This is a genomic window from Silvibacterium acidisoli (assembly GCA_022870745.1).
Lineage (GTDB): Bacteria > Acidobacteriota > Terriglobia > Terriglobales > Acidobacteriaceae > Silvibacterium.
Genome location: CP085323.1, coordinates 1,557,408 through 1,577,335 on the forward strand (window position 1 = coordinate 1,557,408; position 19,928 = coordinate 1,577,335).

Here is a 19,928-nt window from a genome sequence, read left to right on the forward strand (position 1 = left end):
TCATGAGCGAATCTACCCAGCATCAGACTTCCGGCGACGCCAAGCCGCCCATTTCCGGCGGAAAAGCCATTGTTCTATTGCTCGTTGTACTTGTCGTTGCCGTCATCCTCGCCGTAACCGGCATCATTCCGCGTCTTCGCGCCCGCACCAAGCTGGACACGGAGACGAATGCCCTGGCCGCGCCGAACGTCCAGGTGGCCGAGCCCTCCAAGGGCAAAGCTTCCGAGGAACTGATCCTGCCCGGCACCGCACAGGCCTACACCGACGCCGGCCTCTATGCACGCACCGACGGCTACCTGAAAAAGTGGTACTTCGATATCGGATCGCACGTCAAAGAAGGCCAGCTGATCGCAGTCATCGACAGCCCTGAGATCGACCAGGAGTTGGCCCAGGCCAAGGCCGAGCTGGCCACTGCGCAAGCCACCGCCGGTTACGCCAAGACCCAGGCCACGCGCTACCAGGGACTGCTGAACGATAACGCGGTTGCCAAGCAGGACACCGATAACTTCGTGACCCAGGCGCAGTCGACCGATACCCAGGTCAAATCGGCACAAGCCAACGTGGATCGCCTTGTGCAATTGACCGGCTTCGAGAAAATCTACGCGCCGTTCACCGGCACCCTCACCGCCCGCAATGTCGATATCGGCACGCTCATCGCCTCTGGCAATACCAAGGAGCTCTTCCACCTTTCGGCTGAGCAGACGCTGCGCATTTACGTCAGCGTACCCCAGGTCGATTCTCGCTCCTGCCAGCCTGGCATGACCGCCGGCCTCACCATGGCCGAGTATCCGGGACGTACCTTCACGGGCAAGATCGTGCGCACGGCGAACGCAATCGACCCGGCGTCCCGCACGCTGCTTGTTGAAGTCGACGTGGACAACCGTAAAGGTGAGCTCTACCCGGGCGCGTACATGCAGGTGCACTTCAATCTGAACAACCAGCCGCCGTCGCTGGTCATTCCGGTTGCCGCCATGCTCTTCCGTTCGGAAGGGCTGCGCGTCGCGGTGGTTCAGAATGGCAAGGCCAAGATGGTTCCGATCACCATTGGAAAAGACGACGGCCGGACGGTAGAAATCGTCTCCGGTCTGAATGCAGATGACCAGGTCATCCAGACGCCTCCCGACTCGCTGATCGATGGCGAAGCCGTGAACGTGGTGAAGCCGAAGGCTCAGCCGGCCGAATCTCCTGCCTCTGGCTCGAACACGCAGGGCGGAGGCCAAAAGGGATGACTATGACTCGGACTTCTTCCCGCTTACTGCTCGCCGCCACAGCAGCGCTGTCGCTGCTGGTAGCGGGTTGCACAGCGGGCCCCAATTACCATAGGCCGTCCGTGCCGCCGCCTCCGGCAGCTTACAAGGAAACACCGCCTCCACCGCCGCCGAACGGCAACTGGAAATCGGCTCAGCCCTCCGACACCGCGATTCGCGGCAAGTGGTGGGAGATTTATAACGACCAGCAGCTGAATGCGCTTGAAGACAAGGTCGCCGTCGACAACCAGACGCTGAAGGCCTCTTACGAGCAGTACCTGCAGGCCACTGAGCAGATACGAGTCGCACGCGCGGACTATTACCCGACACTGAGTGCCGGACCATCGGTTTCGCGCACCCGCGAATCGTACAACACGGCCAACACGCTTCCCGGAACCACGCATTACCAGTACAACACCTTCGGCATCCAGGGGCAGGCCTCGTGGGAGCCCGATCTCTGGGGCCAGGTTCGCCGCACCGTGGAGGAAGCCCGCGCCACCGCACAGGCCGACGCTGCGCAGACGGCGGATGTTGAACTGAGCCTGCGTGCAGAGCTGGCCACCGATTATTTTGAGCTGCGTGGTCTCGACTCGGACAAGCGGCTGCTCGACAACACCGTAAAGGCCGATACCGATTACCTGAATCTGACCCAGGTCCGCTTCAAGGGAGGCGTAGCCACCGACGTCGATGTGGCCCAGGCTGAAACCCAGCTGGAAACCGTCAAGGCGCAGTCCATCGACGTAGGCGTCGCACGAGCGCAATTCGAACACGCGATCGCGACACTGATCGGCGTTTCGGCTTCGACGTTCTCGTTGCCCTTTATGCCGCTCGATCTGCCGCTGCCGGTGATTCCCACCGGCGTGCCGTCTGAGTTGCTCGAACGCCGTCCCGATATTTCGGCTGCCGAGCGCCGGGCGGATGCGGCCAACGCGCAAATCGGTATCGCCATCACCGCGTACTATCCGAACGTCAATCTGAATGGCGTCGGTGGCTTTGAGAGTCAGAACGCGGGTACATGGATCCAGGGTCCTAGCGCTCTCTGGTCGCTCGGCGCCTCAGCCACGGAGCTGCTCTTCGACGCCGGCCGCCGTCACGCCCTGACCCAGCAGGCACGCGACGCCTACGAGGCGCAGACGGCAAACTACCGCCAGAGCGTTCTCACTGCATTCCAGGAGGTCGAGGACAATCTTGCCGCGCTGCACGTGCTTGACGACGAATCCATCGCACAGGGCCGCGCGGTAGATTCAGCCCGCCGGTCTCTGCAGATCAGCACGAGGCGCTATAAAGGCGGCGTCACAACCTACCTTGAAGTGCTTACCGCGCAAACCACCCAGCTCTCCGACGAGCGTACACAGACTGACATCGTTACACGGCAGTTCGCCGCCAGCGTAGGCCTGGTCAAGGCTCTCGGTGGTGGCTGGAGCACAGCGCAACTGCCGAAGTTCTGATCGGAATCAACTTAAAATCGGGGGGTGGGCCGCCAGGCCTGTCCCCCTTTTTCTTTTACACCACGTCTCTCCCGCTTTACCGTCTATACAGGTAACGAAACCGAGAGGCGTCCCCAAGTGACCTCTGCCCATGCAGTTCTAGACCGGCCTGCAATACATGCGCCCCGCGAAGCAGCGGTGCCGGCGGTCCGATTTCCCCTGTTACAAATCGCCGCACTGACAGCCGGGACATTCCTGCTGCATGGTTACCACCCCTTTGCCGATGACGCCGACATTTACGCCTCCTCCATCGAAAAGCTTGCCGACCCTTCTCTCTTCCGTCCCGACGCAGCGTTTGTGCTGGCGAGCACAAAGCTCTCGGTATTCGCGCGGCTGATGGCGTTTGTACTAAGGCATTGCGGCATCTCGATTGAAGCGCTGTTGCTCGTCTGCTATGCCATTACCATGTTCGCGTTTCTCTGTGCCGCGTGGGGTATAGCGCACCGCACCTTCCGAAGCGTACGAGCACAATGGTTCGCCGTGACGCTGGCCGCGGCGCTCTTCGCGCTTCCAGTTGCCGGAACCGCGCTGGTCATCATGGATCCTTACGTGACCTCAAGATCCGTCGCCGTGCCGCTCGGCCTGTTCGCACTCCGCGCCGCGATGGATAAGCGCTGGATGGTCGCTCTGGGACTCATTCTGACTGCGAGCGTCATGCATCCGCTGATGGGCGCCTACGCCGGCATCTTCGTCGCGCTCTACTCCCTGCTCGAAATGAGGCGTAAGAACCTGGCAATCCTGCTTGCTGGCGCTATTGTGGCGGCTGCCGGGGTTACCTGGCTCGCCACGCGACATGTTGCCGCCTCTCCGGCTTACGAGCAGGCGATACATCATGGCATCCGGACATTTCTGTTCCCGTCGCAGTGGAGATGGTATGAAGATGCAGGGCTCCTCATCCCCCTGATTCTGCTCGGAGCGGGAGCCTTTCTGCAGCGCAACCGCACGCCTGCCGGCAGGCTTTGCACGGCGGCTGTTCTCAGCGGCAGCAGCTGCGCGGTTGCGGCGTTCCTTTTTGTCCCGGTGCACGGGCCTTATCTGTTGACCCGCCTGCAGCCGCTTCGTGGATTTCTGATGGTCTATGCCGTCGGTGCGCTACTCATGGGCGGATTCCTGGGGGATTGGCTGCTGAGGCCGGCAGCCACCTTGCAGGGGCGGATGCGGCACCTGCTGGCGCTGGCTCTCCTCGTTGCAGCCGTGTTGGCAATGTACCTTTCCCAGCTATCGACTTATCCGGCTTCGGCGCATCTGGAGTTGCCGGGCACTACTCCCCGCAACCCCTGGCAGCAGGCTTTTCGCTGGATCGCACGAAACACGCCGGCGGATGCGGTTTTCGCAGCAGACCCGGGAATGGCCTTCACTGCAGGCGAGGATTCGCAAGGGTTTCGGGCTACGACCCGCCGCAGCCTGCTGCCGAACGATAAGGATGAAGGCATCATCGTGGCAGCAGCGCCACAGCTCGCCGAGCTCTGGGTCATGCCAAGAAATGCCCAGGTGGGAATCAATAAAATGACCGACGAAGATCGCCGGTCACATTTACGTCCGCTGGGAGCGGACTGGATCGTATTGTCTGCCAATGCGGCAACTGCCCTGGACTGCCCTTACCGCAACCCATCCGTACAGGTCTGCAAACTGTAATCGGGCTACTTCACCGTGAGAGCAACATTCAGGGTGTGCGTCGTAACCGTTGAGCCGTTGCTTCCATACGCAGTGACAACAACCGTGTAGGTTCCGGCCGCTGTTCCGGGGTTTCCGGACGGCGGATGGTGCAGATAGCCGTAACGGGCAGCGCACGAGCTCAACCCGATCGAGCTGGCCGCAAAAAGAGCGATAAAGCCAACGACGCGCAGCGTGGCAATGCCTGAACGGCGGCGGATCGCACCGATTCCTACCAGTGCCAGCAGGCCGGGCAGCACGATGGCGTATGCCGTATGGCTTCCGCCAAAAGGCGCGGGCGCAAGCTGAGACTGACCGGAAGCGGCCTGGGTCGTGATCTGGAGGGTGCTGTTTTCCGATGCAGTGGTCGTCGGAAGGATCGTCGTGGGATTGAAAACGCAGGTAGAAGTGTTTACCGGTTCGCCGGTGCAGGTCAGCGTGATGAGGTTGTTGAAGCCATTCTCCGGCGTAATCGTCAGAACCACCGTGGCGTAGTCACCGGGATTGACGGTCGCAGAGCTCGTATTTGCCGTGATCGTAAAGTCCGGCTGTCCGGTGGTGGCATCCGCTTCAGTCGTGACTGCGGTACTGGAAGCGGCGAACCCTTCCGCGCCGCTGTAAACAGCCGTCACCGAACGGTTATTGGCAGGCAGCTTGTCGACCGTCAGGGTCGCAACGCCATTTTCGACGAAGGCAGAACCCACTGCGCCTTTGGCAGATTCGAAGGTGACGGAACCAGAAGTGACCGATTGCCCTGCTACATCAGCAACTTTCGCCGTGAACGTGGTTCCCTTCGAATCGTTTGCCACGGAAACCTGGGTACGGGTACCTACCTGCGCCCAGGCGGTGCAAGTCATGCCCAGAAGTCCTACCGCCAATGCGAAGCCCGCAGCTTTACCTGCTGCGCGGGTGCCGATGCCATGCTTCCCAAACTGCAAAATCATTCTTCGGATTCTCTGCTCTCTCAAAAAACATCCAGGCGCAAGGGACACCCCCGCCAACATCTCATTGTATCTGAGCGGGGACGAATCCTTTCCGCTGATCAGAGAATGTGCCCCGGGAATCTATCTGTCCTGCCAGTATTCCCTATAGACGTCGCAAACGCCAATTCGTGCAAAGCTCATACACCAGATTTGTTTCGTGCCTAAGGCTTCCAGCCGGAATTTCACCCTGGATGACATCGCCCTTCGACATGATTCTCTGACCTGGAAAACCCGCCGGTACCCCCTAGTAATACAGGTACTTCCGCCATTTCTGGTCCGAGTGCCCGATCATCCGCATAATGTGGCGGCTGGTGTGCAATGAAAAAGGCCGGGGCTCGCGCATCAGCTTCATGTCCTGCAATTCGTTCAGCAGCTGGTTTCCCTTGCGGCGATTGCAGCTGTGACAGCATGCGACCAGGTTCTCCCAGGTGGAGAGACCACCGCGTGAGCGCGGCTGCACGTGATCGAGCGTAAGCTCGGCAGCGTGGAGGACGATTCCGCAGTACTGGCAGGTGTTGCGGTCGCGCAGCAGGATGTTCTTGCGGGAAAGTGCGCGTGTCTGGTGCGGGATGCGGCGGTACTCGAGCAGGCGGATCACGGACGGCATGGGCATATGAGCACGAGCGGCGTGCAGCATGGCTCCCTGCTCTTCTTCGGTGCGGGCAACTCCCTTCAAAACCAGCACCAGGGCGCGGCGCGCTCCGCAGATGTTGATCGGTTCGTAGGAGGCGTTCAGCACAAGAACCGGTGTTTGCATGGACGCGTCGAAACGAACCCGCCGCTCCGCCGGCTCTGCATGTTGCATGGTGTGGCATTTGGCAAGCGATTTCTGTTTCCTCGCATGCACCGTGGCTTTCCCTAGCGACATTCTCATTCCCCGTCTCCTCTTCCCGCGTTGACTCGTTCCTGCCTACTGCAGCGTGCTGCCTCCATCCCAGAGAGCCACATCCAGCTCCATGGGCACTTCGACCGCCGGCTGCGGCCGAAAAAGTTCAAGCCCGCGCCGCTGTGCGCGGGCTGCCGTGGCAACCGTCACCGAGGCCGCTCCGGCGCGGCGCAGCATCTGCGCACAGGCCCGGGCCGTGGCTCCGGTCGTATAAATGTCGTCTACCAGCAGCACATGCCGTGCTTTAACCTGTTCGGTCTCGGAAACAAAAAAAGCGCCGCGCAGATTGCGCCGGCGCTCAGACTGGTTCAAGCCAGCCTGACTTTCCGTGGCCCGTCGCCGGGTCAACACATTCTTGGCAAGGGTGCCCTTCCACTCGGGGCGAAGCTGCCGGAGGCTTCGTAAGAGCGCATTGGCCAGCAGCTCGGCCTGGTTAAAGCCACGCTGGCGCCTGCGCGCCTTGAAAAGCGGCACGGGAACAACCAGTATTTCGCTGGGGAGACTGCTCGATGTATGTAACTGGGCCGCCATCAGAGCTCCCAGACGGGCAGCGACCGGTTCGAGTCCCTCGTATTTCAGCAAATGCAGGAGCGACCGCATAGTGCCCGTGTAGAGGCCGTACGCGATTGCCCGCTCAAAGGCTGGAGGACTAAGCCGGCACGGACGGCAGAACATTTCCTCGCGCTCCAGGTGGAATTCGCCGAAATCCGACACACCAAGATCTTCGCCGCAGCAACTGCACAGCAAAGAGGATTGAGGAGATAGGTTTTTCCAACAGGAATTGCAGACAGGAAGCCGTGTAAAGGTCGTCAGGGGGTCGCCGCAGACTCGGCAGTCAGCGGGAAAAAGCACAGAGGTGATGCCGTCGGCCGGACTTCGGAGCACACGAACTACTGCGCGCCATGCCGTTGCCTGGCTTGACGGAAGGTGTTGCGTCAGTACATCGGTCTGACTGCGGAAGACGCACCTCGCTCGATCGCGAACCGGATCGGAGTCGTCCAGCTCCCGATGGCGCTTAGTATACGCAAACTCGCTCAAAATAAGAAGCCGAACCGCGTAAGATGTTCTTCCTTATCAATTCGCGTAACAACGATGCTTAGCGCCTTACACCGCCGAGCATCGCAATTCCCAGCCGAAAAACGGCAAGCCATGCCCTTGGGTTGAAAATGTCGAGCCCCGCAGAAAGGCGTGCAAGACGCACCAGTTCCGACGGCGGGAAATCGGGGACCTTTGCCATCATCTTCGCGGCTTGATCGCGGTTTCCCGGCGCCTTCGTCCGATCTGCTCTCTGCAGCAGTCCTGGCAGCTGTGTGAGTGTCGGATCGGGACAATATGCAGGCGTGCCGGGCTGATAACGCCACGACTCCGCGAGTGTGCCTGCGTCGTAGGGATCAAAACCAATCTGATCCAACAAACCGAGCACCACTTGCCTTGCATATTGGTCATCGCCCGCGACCGGAAGCGCCACGCGGTTGGCAGCCCCCTTCGGCAACGATTTGTTCGCAAGGCTGTAGGCGGTGATGTTGTTGAAGGCCTTGATAACCGAATGTCTCAGGATCTGCCCGGTCCATTCACTCTCGATCCTTCCCCTGTCGATCTCCTCGATACGGCCATCACGCAACGGATAGTAGTTCCCCGTATCGATCACCGGTGTGCCGGCAGGGAGCCGTGCCAGGAGATTCCTCGGAAGAAGAGGCACGCTTTTCATCGGAATCGTAAGCACAAGGCAATCCACTTTATCCGCCACTTCGGCTATAGAAACAGCAGTGGCTCCGGTTTCACGCGCGAGGCCGACAAGCGTTTCCGGCCCTCTCGAGTTTGCAATAACCACCACGTGCCCGGCGCTGCCAAAGTGCCGCGCCAAAACCGATCCGATATTCCCTGCACCGACGATCCCGATCTTCATCGCTTCTCCCTCATCGCAAAACTACAACGATCGTTTTCCATGCCACCTAGAGATGCGGAAACGATCGTTGTAGATTCAGGCAGGTTCACTTATTCTCGAACTGGGATGAAAACGGTAAAGAAGCGGGGCCAGGAGACACCGAAGGAATCCATGGCTGCGGGGAAAGAGCGATCCATTGTCGGGGCTGCGCACGAACATTTCCTCCGGCATGGCTTCTCCGGCGCGTCCATGGACGCCATCGCTGCTTCAGCAGGCGTGTCAGTGAAGACGATCTATAGCCACTTTGAAAACAAAGAGGCTCTCTTCAACCAGGTAATGATCGCAGCCTGCACCGATCATCTCCTTACAGAGCAACTTCCATCCGACGACGCGCTCGAAGCGCGCTTCCCATGGTTCGCGAATGCGACACAGCGCGGCTTAATGGAAGCCGGACTGACCTATCTCGGCCATCTGCTTTCTGCAGAGCAACTGGCGCTCTATCGCGTTGTGACACAGGATGCCGCTCGCTTCCCCGAACTGGGACGCCAATATCAGAAGAACTTCGCGAAGGGTAGAACCGCTATCCTGGCGGCTTACCTGAGAAACCTGGCGCGAAAGAGAAACTGGACCAGGCGGGACGCAATGCAGGATGCAGCACTTTACGAGGCCCTGCTGCGCGCACAGATCTTTGAGGAAGCGCTTCAGGGTCTCCTGAGCGTAACAGCCGAGGCGATAGAGAAGCATGCCCGTTCGGCCTCGAAGATCATGTGGAAGTTCATCTCATCGGACGACTGCAGATAGCGATCCCGAATTCAGCTCTTTGTGGACGGCGATCCACCCGGCTTGCGGATCGGCCCTGGTTGAGGGCGCATCTTCCTAACCCAGGTCTTCAAATCCACGATTGAGATATTCACTAGGATTGGTTCCAACAACTCGCTTGAATGCTTTGCTGAACGCAGCATCGGACTCGTAACCGACCGACCGGGCGATGTCTATGAGCTTTTTGTCGCGCTGTTCAAGTAACTGCATTGCCTTCTGCATCCGCCACTCAGTTACATATTCCAGTGGTGCCTGTCCGAGCAGCGCTTTAAAACGCGCGGCGAACGCGGAGCGAGACATGCCCGCCGCCTCAGCCAGGGACTCGACCGTCCAGGGTGCATTCACCCTGTCGTGAATAGCGCTGAAGGCAGAGCCGATTTGCGGATCGAAGATCGCACGAAGCCATCCTTTGTTGCGTTCCGGGGCCGACGCTATATGCGCACGGAGTACCTGGATGAATAGGACCTCGGCTAGCCGGGTTGCGACGACTTCAGATCCCGGCGCGTCTTCCGCCATCTCTGACGCCAGCGCTTGCATCGTGATGTGAAGAGCATGCGTGCGCGCCTGATCGGCCTTCATGAGGATGAAGCTCGGCAACAACTGCGTGATCGGCTTCAGACTGGCGCGGTCGAAACTCATGGACCCACAGACGATGGACGTGGGCGCGCCACCGCCTCCATGGTGAACGACATTGCTGTAGGCCTTCGCCGCGATCTCGTGGAAACTCCAACGCGGACGTGTTCGCGGGCTATCGCGCAAAACAATCGAAGTCCCCCGTGCCAGCAAGAAGCAATCACCACCGGTGAGGGGAATCGGCTCCGGAATGCCCTCAACACTTAGCCAGCAATTGCCGCGCGAAATCATGGCAAAGTGTGCCAGGTCTGTGGGTGAAACCTTTTTGCCGGGGCGCGTAGCTTTTTCTTCTGTGTCTTTCTGGCTTATCGCGCCCCAGGGAGCTGTGGCTTCCAGCCTGTGCAGACCGAAGGCGGTTACGTGCATCGTTCGAAAGATGTCTGTTATCGGGTCCAGTGCAGCCTCCCAGTTTGGACGAATAGACAAAACATTAGGACTTGCGGGCAGTTCTCGTCCACCGTCAAAGCAATCTACTCCTCAGTACTGAATCCTACACATCTGCTGAAGGGAGTAATTATGGGAAAGCTTGAAGGTAAGGTTGCGGTCATCACAGGTGGATCGAGCGGCCTGGCCCTGGCCAGCGCCAAGCGGTTCGTTGAAGAGGGTGCCTACGTTTTCATCACGGGCCGGAGGCAGGAGCAGCTCGATGAAGCCATCAAGCTGATTGGCCGGAACGTGACCGGGGTGCGCGGCGACGCGGCCAATCTCGACGACCTCGACCGCCTGTTCGACACGGTCAAGCGGGAAAAGGGCAGGATCGACATCTTGTACGCGAGCGCCGGCATGGGCGAAGCAGTTCCACTGGGCGAGATTACTGAGCAGCACTTCGATGCGGCCTTTGGCCTGAATACACGCGGCACTTTGTTCACGGTTCAGAAGGCGCTGCCGCTCTTCAACGACGGTGGATCGATCTTCATGACCGGTTCAGTTGCTTCAGTAAAGGGATTCCCCGGCTACGGTGTGTATGCGGCGAGCAAGGCGGCGTTACGCTCATTTGCACGCACGTGGCTCAACGAATTGAAAGGCCGGAATATTCGGGTGAATGTGCTGAGCCCTGGACCAATCGCCACACCGATGCAGGACCAGGTTCTCACCGAGGAGGCGAAGCGGATGTTCGAATCCCTGATCCCGCGAGGCAAGATGGGACGCCCTGAGGAGATTGCCACGGCCGCGCTGTTTCTTGCTTCAGATGATTCGAGCTTCGTGAATGGGGTGGAACTATCTGTCGACGGCGGCTTCTCGGCAATCTAAATTAACGTATCTCGGTGAGTGCATTAATCGCCAATGCACTCATCCAGATTGTTCGATGAACGCATTGGATAAGTGGCAGACTGGACTTTCGTTGGGCCACCGCGAAGTATCCGGAGAAATCAAAATTGTCCGCCCGGCATGCCTTTCATATTGACCACATGCTTGTCGGCATGATGCGTCTCAACACATACGAAGTAAGAACGAAGGCCATGACGAGAATGGGATCAAATTTGTCCCAGGTGCTGCCACCGACATTCAGCTGTGAATAAAACGTGAGCAAAAGGGTGATCACGAGACCAGCGTAAGCCCACTCAGTCAATCGAGGCACCTTGGGAACTAAAAGGCCCAGGCCGCCAAGGATGTGGGTCGCGCCAATTAGCGGAATGATATAGAGCGGGTATCCGAGTTGCTGATTGGCGATCCGCCATTCGCCGGGATCATGGATTAGATATAACCTTCCGAAGTACACCCAGACGAAGGCTACAAGACCGGTTATGACCATCGCGGCAATTTGAGTCGCTCGACCTGCCCATCCGGATTTATCGATTGTGTGTTCAGCGTTCATATTTTGATGAATCCTTTTCTAGCCGGTTGAATGATTTAGATCGTTCTGCAATAAGTCGGCTGTGGCATAGCACGGAGCAAGGAAGGCAGGAACCGTCGTTCAAACAGGGCGCCGTGATGGCCACGGCTCCCTGTTCCCGCCCCAGGGCGCTGAAGTGCTCGCCCCGGACTTACTCCTTGACGGCGTTTCGTGCAGCCGCAAACACATCATGGGCGGAGGTCGTAGCTGCTACGTGCTCCGTACCTGCGATTCCGAGGTCCATCCATCCCGCGTTAACGCTCTCAAACATTTCTTCGGCAGGTCCAGTGTGGCCCTTCGGGATGCCGAACTGCTCAAACGCTTCTGCCCATCCCGCGCGCGGAACTGCAAAGGCTTTTACGTCGAGTGTCAGAACCTCACCTAGTTGTCTGGCCACTTCATCTGCGCTTACCATCGAACCCAACTCGATAACGCGATGCCCTGACCACGCCGGCCCGGTCAGAAGCGTTGCCACCTCTGCGCCGATATCCTCTGACGCGACCATGGTCGATTTCCGGTTTGTCGGATTGTAGAAGACCGGGAGTGTTCCGCCCTGGGCGGCCTGCAACCCGAAAAGAAAGTTCTCGAAAAAGCCACCTGCGCGCACGAATGCGACTGGAGTTGGCAGGCTGCGAAATCCTTGTTCCAGGAGTGACAAGGCCGTGACGTTCCCCACGCCGCTTTTTCTATGCGCACCCATCGATGAGAGCGCTACCACCCGCGGTGAGTCTACTTTGGTCAGCGCCTCGACATAATTTCCAATGATGCTCCTTGCTTCTCTGTAATCAGGCGAGGGTGCCCATATCGCCGGCAGCATAACAAAGGCGCCTTCAACATCTTTGAGTGCCGCTGCGATAGCTGTCGCGTCGTTCCAGTCTCCATGCGCTAACTCCACGCCCTGATCTGCCCAGTGCGCCGCCTTATTGCGATCGCGCACAAGTGCTCGCACCTGCTTGCCTTGCTTCAGCAGATGCCGCGCAGCCGCGCCGCCAACTTTTCCCGTGATGCCCATGACCAAATACATGCCCGTGTTCTCCTCTTGCCTCGGAATTGGCCGCCCGTTCAAATGAGTGACCTGATCGTTAGAGGTAAAAAATAACCAACGGTTACAAAATAATCGATGGTTATTTTTGGACGTGCTGACTGACGAGTCATGTGAGATCGCGATCTTTTTAAACCACTGGTTATAAAGCAACAAGCGGTCGCACAAGTCGTTAATCGGGGCTAAGCTATTCAAGTGACGTCCCCATCACCGAGTCGCCGTGCAGAGCGCAAAGAGAGGTTGCGGAGCGAGATCCTCGCGGCTGCGAGCAAAATGTTTGCCGATCGTGGTTACGAAGCCGTGACGCTTCGTGAGATCGCCAAAGAGATCGGCTATACGCACGCCGTGATCTATCAGCATTTTCCTGACAAAGCGCACATCCTTGCCGAGTTGAGCCGCGAGACGATCGAACTGTTGATTCAGAACTTCGACGCAATTGCCGCGAAACATCTTCGACCGAAGGAGCGACTTTTTGCGACTTCACGTGGCCTGGTTGAGTTCTGCACGGCCCATCCACAGCAGTTCCGCAACGTTTTCTTCGGGCCGGAGAATCGCAACGGCATTCGCGCAGGACAATATATCGATGACATTGGCCGGCCTCTGTTCCAGCGATTTGTACAGCTCTTTTTCGACGTGGCCAACGATGAAGGACTGCCAAGCAGGAACGACATGGTGGTGGCCCATACCTGGTGGTACACGATCTTTGGCCTCGCCACACTCATGGTGATTCAAGGGGTTGTCCCTGAATTGCCTGACCAGACTCTCGTGGTCGAGCAAACGATCGCCACACTTTGGGCAGGCGTTCAGGCTGTTCCGCGCTTGCCGAAGAGCGCAATCGCGAAGCGATCCGGCCGGTCGAATGCCTCAAAGAAATAACGGCTTCAGACTATCTCGGAGTCGCTAGAGCCAACAGTGACGCCTATCTCAGCTTCTCGATATCCGGTGCTGGCTCTAACCGCGGGGAACAGGGCATTTCCTGCTCAATGCGCACTTCGCCTGGAGCGTTCTCTTTACAGGCCAAAATGTCGCGAGGAACGGCTTGTGTTTCGGGAGACAAGCCGCCGCCGCCATCTTGAAGAACGTGTTTTCAATCCAGGTGGCCTCAGTTCTTCGCCGAAGATACCGGGGAGGCTCACTGCGGGCTCACCCTGAGCAGAAGCACTCCGTGGGAAGGCACCAGAGCCGTCACCTGGCCGTTCTTTGCCTCGACTTCGCTTCCCTTCCACAGGTCGCGTAGTTTTGCGCCCTGGGCGAAGCCAACGTCCTTGAGGCGGAGTGTCATGGGCGAGGCAAGCTCTCCGCGATTGAATAGCGCTACGGCTTTGGCTCCTCCGGAGAGCGGCTTGGCCCAGACTTCATAGGGACCGGCAGCCCAGAGGCGGTCGCCCTGCTTGCCGAGCGCGTCCTGATCGACGGCAATCACATCCTTGCTGGTCAGGATGCTCAGTGTTTCCGGAGACATCTTGCTGAGATCGTTGCCGGCGAGCAGCGGCGCAGCGAGGATCGCCCACAGAGCCATGTGCATACGGTATTCGTCGGCGTTCATGCCGCCGTTTCCAACCTCAAGCATATCGGGATCGTTCCAGTGGCCGGGCGAGGCGTACTTTGCGAGGCCTGCCTGCGAGAAACCAATGGATTCCATGCGCGCGTAGTTGTCGTGAATATCGCCGGTAGTGCGCCATGCGTTGCCGCCGGCTTCGGGCGCCCATGCCCATACGTCGTACCAGCCAGCCTGGCTGAAGCTGAATACAATCGGGCGTCCGGTTGCAACGAGCGCCTTGTGCATCTTTTCATAAGCTGCCTTGTCGATTGCAAAGGCCTTCAGGCGATCGCCTCCGGATTCCTTCTCCATCACATCGACGAGGCCGCATTGGTCGTACTTGAGGTAGTCGATACCCCACGCCGCGTAGGTCTTCGCGTCCTGCTCTTCATGGCCGTAGCTGCCTTCGTAGCCGGCACAGGTCTTGGGCCCGGGCGAGGAGTAGATGCCGAGCTTGAGACCCTTCGAGTGAACGTAGTCGGCGAGCGCCTTCATGTCGGGGAACTTCTTATTGCTCTGGATATTTCCGCTGGCGTCGCGGTCGCCTTCCCAGGTGTCGTCGATGTTGACGTAGATGTACCCGGCATCGCGCATGCCACTGGACACGATGGCGTCGGCCGCGGCGCGGACATCGGCATCGGTTACTTTATCGGCAAAGTGGTTCCAGCTGTTCCAGCCCATCGGCGGAGTTGCTGCGACTTCTTGAGCGAAAGCAGAAATGGTGAGAAAAGCGAAGGCAGCAATGACAGACAAAAAACGTCGTGACATTTTCGGTGCAACTCCCCGATGTATTTTTGGTGTTTCGCAGCGAAGTTTACATGACGCAAGTTACGAAGCGTTTCGTTGTCGAAAGGTTCCTACGAGCCTGGCTTTTCCGATTGCGAAGCACGGAGCCCCGGCGTTGACCCGGAAGCGCGAACCAAGAAATGCGACCCCGGTTACCATGAGCCAGCCTATCGTCGCCGCTCCGTCGCTCGATCTGGAAAGAGTGGCGCGAGCGAGTTTCGATATCTTTTCCCGGAAGAGTCGAACGGAATGAGTGTGAGCGGAATCCATTCCAGATGCGGCCCCGGGCTGGTAAACTCAGCTTTTTCAAGGCTAAGTTGAACAGCCACAGGAGGCACCCCTTGTCCGCAGAGACCCCGTTCCAGCCCTTTGTACCCGCCACGGAAACGCGGCCCGAGTTTTCTGTTCGAGCGATCCTGCTGGGCTGTCTCTTTGGTGTGCTCTTTGGAGCCGTGACTGTCTATGTAGGCCTGCGTGCAGGACTCACTGTCGCGGCTTCGATCCCGATCTCGGTGCTCTCCATCAGCGTTCTCCGCGCCCTCGGCCGTGCCTCGATCCTTGAAAACAATATCGTCCAGACGACCGGCAACGCCGGGCAGTCGATTGCCGCAGGCGTGATCTTTACCCTTCCGGCGTTGATCTTCCTCGGCTTCGATCTCGAGTACGCGCGCATCTTCATCCTCGCCCTGCTGGGTGGATGGCTGGGCGTTCTCTTCATGATTCCGCTGCGGCGCCAGCTGATTGTCGAAGAACATGGCAATCTGACTTATCCCGAGGGTACAGCCTGTGCCGACGTACTGATCGCAGGCGAACGCGGCGGATCGTTCGCAAGCCGCGTCTTCTTTGGACTGGGACTCGGCGCGCTCTACACGCTTTTCCAGAATGAGAACCTGCTGGGTGCGTGGCCGGGAACTCCAAACTACGAGCCCAAATGGCTGCCCGGAGCGGCCATCCGTGCCGAAGCGACACCGGAATATCTCGGCGTCGGCTACATCATCGGGCCGCGCGTGGCCGGCGTTCTCTTTGCCGGAGGCGTCTTCAGCTGGCTGGTGCTGATGCCTGCGATTCACTTCTTCGGAGCGCATCTGCCGACGGCAATCTATCCTGGAACCGTACCGATTTCGCAGATGGGACCAAGTGATCTATGGAGAACGTACATCCGTCCCATGGGCGCGGGAGCCGTCGCCGCCTCGGGCCTCATCACATTGCTGAAGACGGTGCCGACGATCGTGGGAGCACTCGCAGCAGGGCTGAAGACTCTCGGCAAGAATGCGCCCATGTCCTCGGCACAGCGCACAGAACGCGATCTACCGATGAGCGTGGTACTGGGCGGCAGCGTGGTACTGGTGCTGCTCATGTTTCTCTTTTTAACCTTCAAGCCGGTGCCGGGAGCACAGGTGGGCTGGCTGGCAAACCTTGCAGCCTCTCTTCTGGTCGTCATCTTCGGATTTCTTTTTGTCACCGTCTCATCGAGAATTGTCGGACTGATCGGCAGTTCGGCGAATCCTATCTCCGGCATGACGATCGCAACGCTGATGGCGACAGCAGCCATCTTTCTCGTAAAGGGTTGGACAGCACCCGCTTTCGGAGCGCTCGCCATCACGATCGGAGGAACAGTCTGCATTGCCGCTGCAAATGCCGGCGACACTTCACAGGATTTGAAAACCGGCTTCCTGATCGGCGCAACGCCGTGGAAGCAGCAGATCGCTGTCATGGTAGGCGTAATGGTGTCGGTCTTTGCCATCGGCATCACGCTCAATGCCATGAACCAGGGCCTTGAAACCTTCACGCCGATGAAGCAGCCAATTCCCTATAACCTGAACGCTCCCATCGATGGAGTGCAGGTGCAGCAGGCGCATTTCAAGCGCGCGCACTTCCTGCTTACGAAACCCGATCACACCACGCAGTTCATTGATGGTAGTGGTTACGTATTGTTGAATGCGCTGGGCTCGACCCAACTTGCGGACGGAAAGTACCTGCTCAATCCTCAGACGGGGCAGATCGAGATCCAATGGTCACAGGGCATCGGCAGCGAGAAGGCAGCCGCGCCGCAAGGCCGCCTGATGGCGACCGTAATCAATGGCATCCTCTCGCGAAAGCTTCCCTGGGGGCTGGTTCTGTTGGGGGTGTTTCTGGTTATCGCGGTGGAGCTACTCGGCGTCCGTTCGCTGTCCTTCGCTGTAGGAGCGTATCTTTCCATCGGCACAACGCTCGCCATCTTCTGCGGCGGTATCGTGCGCTGGATGGTCGACCGTGCCGTCGCGAAGGCTGGCGGCGATGCTTCCGAGACAGAGAGCGAAGTTTCTCCTGGCTCGCTCTACGCCAGCGGTCTGATTGCCGCCGGAGGCATTATGGGTCTGCTGGGCGTAGCGCTCAAGCTTTATGACGCCGCTACAGGCCACGAAATACGCCTGTGGTTCGCACCCGACAGCGGCATTTATCAGCTGCTCTATCGCCAGCCGCTGTCGATCGTCATGTTCGCACTTCTGGCCTTCTCGCTCTACTACTTTGCGCGAAAGCCGCTCAACGACAAGTAAGCCTAATCTGCCCGAAGCTTCGCCAGCTGCTCGGGACGCGGAGGCTTCGTGACCAGACTGATCACCACGAGGCAAAGCAGCGAGGCGACCAGTGAGGGAAAGATCGCGTCCCGCTCGGCAATGATCGCAGGCAGGTGGTGGTGAATGAACGGGCTGTCCCAGAAGACCGTCATGAACGTACCGGCTGCGATAGCGCTGACCGCGCCGGCAGCATTCGCGCGCTTCCAGTAAAAGGCCGCGAGGATCACCGGCGTCAGCGCCGCCGAATAGATGGTGTACGCATAGAGCGTCTTCCGCAGTACGGATTCGGTATGCAGCGCCTGGTAAAGCGCCCATACTCCCAGCAGCACCACCATTAGGCGCGACACGATGAGCACCTGCTTGTCTGAAGACTTCGGCGAGATATACCGGACAAATACATCATTCACAAGATTTGTCGCAGGCGAGAAAAGGAAGTTGTTCGCCGTCGAAATAATCTTCGCGAAGACCGCACCCATCAGAAGCGCGCCAAGCACCGCGGGCAATCCATGCAGCGCAGTGTAAGCAAGGATCTCGCGAGGATGTTGCGACACCTCGCCGGTCGGGAAGACCACCGATCCGAGTACAGCCAACGTGACGATGATCGTCTCAAGGACGATCGTGCCCACGATCCAGCCGATGACGGCGTTACGCGCGTCTTTCTCTGACTTGGCTGAAAAGAACTTCTGGTACATGGCCTGGTTGCCGAGCATCAACAGGCACGTGGGCACAGCCAGCTCCAAACCCTGAATGAGTGTGAGATCGCCGAGCACCTCGAAGTGCGAATGCGGCAGCGCATGCATCGCTCCCGACCACCCGCCGGCAGCATGCAACAGGAAGGGATATGCCAGCAGCAGTGTGAAGGTCGCAAGCAGGCCGATGAAGACGTCCATGTACGCGACCGAAGACATGCCCGCGACGGCTGTGAAGACGATCACGAAAGCTGCAATGAGATATTTGCCAAGGTCTGGCGAGATCACCGTGGGGAAGACGAGATGAAGGATGTCTCCGCCGCCGATGAGCTGGTAGCTGGTGATTGCCGTATAAGTGAACAGCACCGCGATCACTCCGAGCACACGCGCCGCCTGGTTATAGCGGGCCTCCAGCAGATCGGGAATCGTGAACTGCGCGAACCTGCGCGCGCGCGGCGCGATGAAGTAGATCAGCAGCAGGCCGATCCAGCCTCCGCCTGCCTGCCAGAGCGCTGCGAAGCCGTGGCGATATGCATTCTCCGCTCCGCCGAGAAGTGAGCCGGAACCGATCCACGATGAGAGCAGCGTGAAAACCAGCACAAAGGCTGAAAGCGAACGGCTGGCGACAAGATAATCGGCCTTGGTCTTGACCTTATGGATGCGCGAGAAAGAAACCACCAGGAGAGTGACGACAATCGCGCCCAGAACACCGGCATAAAGAGGAGACATGCAGCTCCAGAGTAAGGGAATAACAGTAAGTCTACATCCGGTCGATGGCCTGGGCCATGAGATTAACCAACCAGGAAGGACAGCGCTGTGCACACCTGCGCCGCGGTAAGGCCAGCCACCTTTAACCGCTTGCTGCGCGAAGTCTGCCCGGCAATCAGCGACACTGCGGAGGATGAGACGCCGAGCACCTCCGCGGCAAAGGCCAGCAGTGCTTCGTTCGATCTGCCATCGACTGGAGGCGCGGCTACGGCAACCTTGATGCGTGCCTCCGCTCCTTCGACATAAAGGCCGGTGATCTTTGTCCGGCTCGCGCGCGGCGTAACCCGTACTGCAAGAATCGCTCCGTCAGCCGCGTCACGAACCGCATCCGCTAAACCCAGGCTCACGCCTGCTTCACTCGCTGACCAAACAGGGCCGTGCCGATGCGCACCAGCGTCGAGCCTTCCTCGATGGCGATCTCGAAGTCGCCGGACATGCCCATCGAGAGCTCATCGAAACTAAGTCCGGAGAAACGCTTTGCATAGCTCTCGCGCAACTGGCGCAACTGGCGGAAGCACTGCCGGGCGGCTTCCAGATCCTCATCGAGCGGAGGCACCGTCATCAGCCCGCGAACCCGCAGTGAGTACAGGTGAGGAGCCTTCTCGAAGAACTCATCCAACTCGGCGCTGCCCGGCTGAAAACCGCTTTTGGCCTCTTCCTCACTGAGCTTGATTTCAACCAGAACCGGCAGCCTATGCCCAAGCTTCTTTGCGCTATCGTTCAGCCGCTCGGCAACTCGCAACGAATCGATCGTATCGACTCCGGAAAAGAACTCCGCCGCCTTCGCAGTCTTGTTCGATTGCAAATGCCCGATCAGGTGCACCTCGATGCCGGGCTTCGCTTCACCGATTGCCACACCCACACCGGCTGCAGCCAGCTCGGCGTGCTTGCGCTCAAACTCCTGCACGCGGTTTTCACCGAAGAGGTTAATACCCGCGTCGACCGCTTCAAGAATCGCCGAGGCAGGATGCACCTTTGAAACCGCCATCAGCCGTACTTCTTTGCGCTTGCGACCGCTGCGCACGCAGGCCACATCGATTCGTTCCTCAATCGCCGACAGTCGTTCCTTGAAGGTGCTCACACTCTCATCTTAAAAGAACAAAGGCAGGGATCGCTCC

General features: G+C 58.9%; 18 protein-coding genes. 7 read left to right on the forward strand and 11 right to left on the reverse strand.

The features are described from left to right. Window positions 1–2: 2 nt before the first annotated feature. The 3 genes from LJD29_RS06405 (at window position 3) to LJD29_RS06415 (ending at window position 4,369) form a co-directional block, all read left to right on the forward strand. Entirely contained in the window at window positions 3–1,229 is a 1,227-nt protein-coding gene (locus tag LJD29_RS06405; RefSeq protein ID WP_446744922.1) for an efflux RND transporter periplasmic adaptor subunit, read from the forward strand. Then, a complete protein-coding gene (locus tag LJD29_RS06410; protein WP_446744923.1) occupies window positions 1,226–2,695 on the forward strand; it encodes an efflux transporter outer membrane subunit in 1,470 nt (489 codons plus the stop codon). The genes LJD29_RS06405 and LJD29_RS06410 overlap by 4 nt, the downstream gene beginning before the upstream one ends. Before the next feature lie 117 nt (window positions 2,696–2,812). Beyond that, a complete protein-coding gene (locus LJD29_RS06415; RefSeq protein ID WP_446744924.1) occupies window positions 2,813–4,369 on the forward strand; it encodes a DUF6798 domain-containing protein in 1,557 nt (518 codons plus the stop codon). Window positions 4,370–4,374: 5 nt separating this feature from the next. On the opposite strand, the gene LJD29_RS06420 is transcribed toward LJD29_RS06415, so the two are convergent. From LJD29_RS06420 to LJD29_RS06435, 4 genes are all read right to left on the reverse strand, one after another. Next, the gene (locus LJD29_RS06420; RefSeq protein ID WP_446744925.1) at window positions 4,375–5,331 is read right to left on the reverse strand and encodes an Ig-like domain-containing protein; all 957 of its coding nucleotides are present in this window, start codon (window positions 5,329–5,331) and stop codon (window positions 4,375–4,377) included. Window positions 5,332–5,614: 283 nt separating this feature from the next. Further along, a complete protein-coding gene (locus LJD29_RS06425) occupies window positions 5,615–6,238 on the reverse strand; it encodes an HNH endonuclease (RefSeq protein WP_446745884.1) in 624 nt (207 codons plus the stop codon). A gap of 42 nt (window positions 6,239–6,280) precedes the next feature. Next, a complete protein-coding gene (locus LJD29_RS06430) occupies window positions 6,281–7,141 on the reverse strand; it encodes a ComFC family protein (RefSeq protein ID WP_446744926.1) in 861 nt (286 codons plus the stop codon). Window positions 7,142–7,352: 211 nt separating this feature from the next. Beyond that, entirely contained in the window at window positions 7,353–8,162 is an 810-nt protein-coding gene (locus LJD29_RS06435) for an NADPH-dependent F420 reductase (RefSeq protein ID WP_446744927.1), read from the reverse strand. 150 nt (window positions 8,163–8,312) lie between these two features. On the opposite strand from LJD29_RS06435, the gene LJD29_RS06440 reads away from it, so the two are divergent. After that, window positions 8,313–8,942 carry a TetR/AcrR family transcriptional regulator gene (locus tag LJD29_RS06440; protein WP_446744928.1) on the forward strand — a complete coding sequence of 210 codons (630 nt, stop codon included), beginning with the start codon at window positions 8,313–8,315 and terminating at the stop codon, window positions 8,940–8,942. Between the two features lie 75 nt (window positions 8,943–9,017). Here the strand turns inward: LJD29_RS06440 and LJD29_RS06445 are convergent, their stop codons facing one another. Then, on the reverse strand, window positions 9,018–9,989 hold the full coding sequence (locus LJD29_RS06445) for an AraC family transcriptional regulator (RefSeq protein ID WP_446745885.1): 972 nt from the start codon (window positions 9,987–9,989) through the stop codon (window positions 9,018–9,020). Between the two features lie 120 nt (window positions 9,990–10,109). Between LJD29_RS06445 and LJD29_RS06450 the strand changes: the two genes are divergently transcribed. Next, on the forward strand, window positions 10,110–10,844 hold the full coding sequence (locus LJD29_RS06450) for an SDR family NAD(P)-dependent oxidoreductase (protein ID WP_446744929.1): 735 nt from the start codon (window positions 10,110–10,112) through the stop codon (window positions 10,842–10,844). Window positions 10,845–10,989: 145 nt separating this feature from the next. Here the strand turns inward: LJD29_RS06450 and LJD29_RS06455 are convergent, their stop codons facing one another. After that, on the reverse strand, window positions 10,990–11,409 hold the full coding sequence (locus LJD29_RS06455; RefSeq protein ID WP_446744930.1) for a DoxX family protein: 420 nt from the start codon (window positions 11,407–11,409) through the stop codon (window positions 10,990–10,992). 169 nt (window positions 11,410–11,578) lie between these two features. Then, complete coding sequence (locus LJD29_RS06460; RefSeq protein ID WP_446744931.1) at window positions 11,579–12,664, reverse strand: NmrA family NAD(P)-binding protein; 1,086 nt, start codon at window positions 12,662–12,664, stop codon at window positions 11,579–11,581. Between LJD29_RS06460 and LJD29_RS06465 the strand changes: the two genes are divergently transcribed. Then, a complete protein-coding gene (locus LJD29_RS06465) occupies window positions 12,665–13,345 on the forward strand; it encodes a TetR/AcrR family transcriptional regulator (protein WP_446744932.1) in 681 nt (226 codons plus the stop codon). A 256-nt stretch (window positions 13,346–13,601) separates the two neighbouring features. Here LJD29_RS06465 and LJD29_RS06470 read toward each other — a convergent pair whose 3' ends face one another. Continuing rightward, complete coding sequence (locus LJD29_RS06470; RefSeq protein ID WP_446744933.1) at window positions 13,602–14,777, reverse strand: glycoside hydrolase family 27 protein; 1,176 nt, start codon at window positions 14,775–14,777, stop codon at window positions 13,602–13,604. 359 nt (window positions 14,778–15,136) lie between these two features. Here LJD29_RS06470 and LJD29_RS06475 point away from each other — a divergent pair, with 359 nt between their 5' ends. After that, a complete protein-coding gene (locus LJD29_RS06475) occupies window positions 15,137–17,332 on the forward strand; it encodes an OPT family oligopeptide transporter (RefSeq protein ID WP_446744934.1) in 2,196 nt (731 codons plus the stop codon). Between the two features lie 2 nt (window positions 17,333–17,334). Here the strand turns inward: LJD29_RS06475 and LJD29_RS06480 are convergent, their stop codons facing one another. The 3 genes from LJD29_RS06480 to LJD29_RS06490 all read right to left on the reverse strand — a co-directional run bounded on the left by LJD29_RS06480 (window position 17,335) and on the right by LJD29_RS06490 (window position 19,891). Continuing rightward, window positions 17,335–18,771 (reverse strand): sodium:solute symporter family protein, encoded by a 1,437-nt coding sequence (locus tag LJD29_RS06480; protein WP_446744935.1) that lies wholly within the window; start codon window positions 18,769–18,771, stop codon window positions 17,335–17,337. Between the two features lie 62 nt (window positions 18,772–18,833). Continuing rightward, on the reverse strand, window positions 18,834–19,157 hold the full coding sequence (locus LJD29_RS06485) for a DUF167 domain-containing protein (protein ID WP_446744936.1): 324 nt from the start codon (window positions 19,155–19,157) through the stop codon (window positions 18,834–18,836). After that, entirely contained in the window at window positions 19,154–19,891 is a 738-nt protein-coding gene (locus LJD29_RS06490; RefSeq protein WP_446744937.1) for a YggS family pyridoxal phosphate-dependent enzyme, read from the reverse strand. Before LJD29_RS06490 ends, LJD29_RS06485 begins: the two co-directional genes overlap by 4 nt. Between the last annotated feature and the right edge of the window lie 37 nt (window positions 19,892–19,928).

Bases quoted from the DNA above. Each gene is read 5' to 3' on its own strand.
- LJD29_RS06405 (WP_446744922.1), top strand. From the start codon at position 3: ATGAGCGAATCTACCCAGCATCAGACTTCCGGCGACGCCAAGCCGCCC.
- LJD29_RS06410 (WP_446744923.1), top strand. From the start codon at position 1,226: ATGACTATGACTCGGACTTCTTCCCGCTTACTGCTCGCCGCCACAGCA.
- LJD29_RS06420 (WP_446744925.1), bottom strand. From the start codon at position 5,331: ATGATTTTGCAGTTTGGGAAGCATGGCATCGGCACCCGCGCAGCAGGT.
- LJD29_RS06425 (WP_446745884.1), bottom strand. From the start codon at position 6,238: ATGTCGCTAGGGAAAGCCACGGTGCATGCGAGGAAACAGAAATCGCTT.
- LJD29_RS06435 (WP_446744927.1), bottom strand. From the start codon at position 8,162: ATGAAGATCGGGATCGTCGGTGCAGGGAATATCGGATCGGTTTTGGCG.
- LJD29_RS06440 (WP_446744928.1), top strand. From the start codon at position 8,313: ATGGCTGCGGGGAAAGAGCGATCCATTGTCGGGGCTGCGCACGAACAT.
- LJD29_RS06450 (WP_446744929.1), top strand. From the start codon at position 10,110: ATGGGAAAGCTTGAAGGTAAGGTTGCGGTCATCACAGGTGGATCGAGC.
- LJD29_RS06455 (WP_446744930.1), bottom strand. From the start codon at position 11,409: ATGAACGCTGAACACACAATCGATAAATCCGGATGGGCAGGTCGAGCG.
- LJD29_RS06470 (WP_446744933.1), bottom strand. From the start codon at position 14,777: ATGTCACGACGTTTTTTGTCTGTCATTGCTGCCTTCGCTTTTCTCACC.
- LJD29_RS06480 (WP_446744935.1), bottom strand. From the start codon at position 18,771: ATGTCTCCTCTTTATGCCGGTGTTCTGGGCGCGATTGTCGTCACTCTC.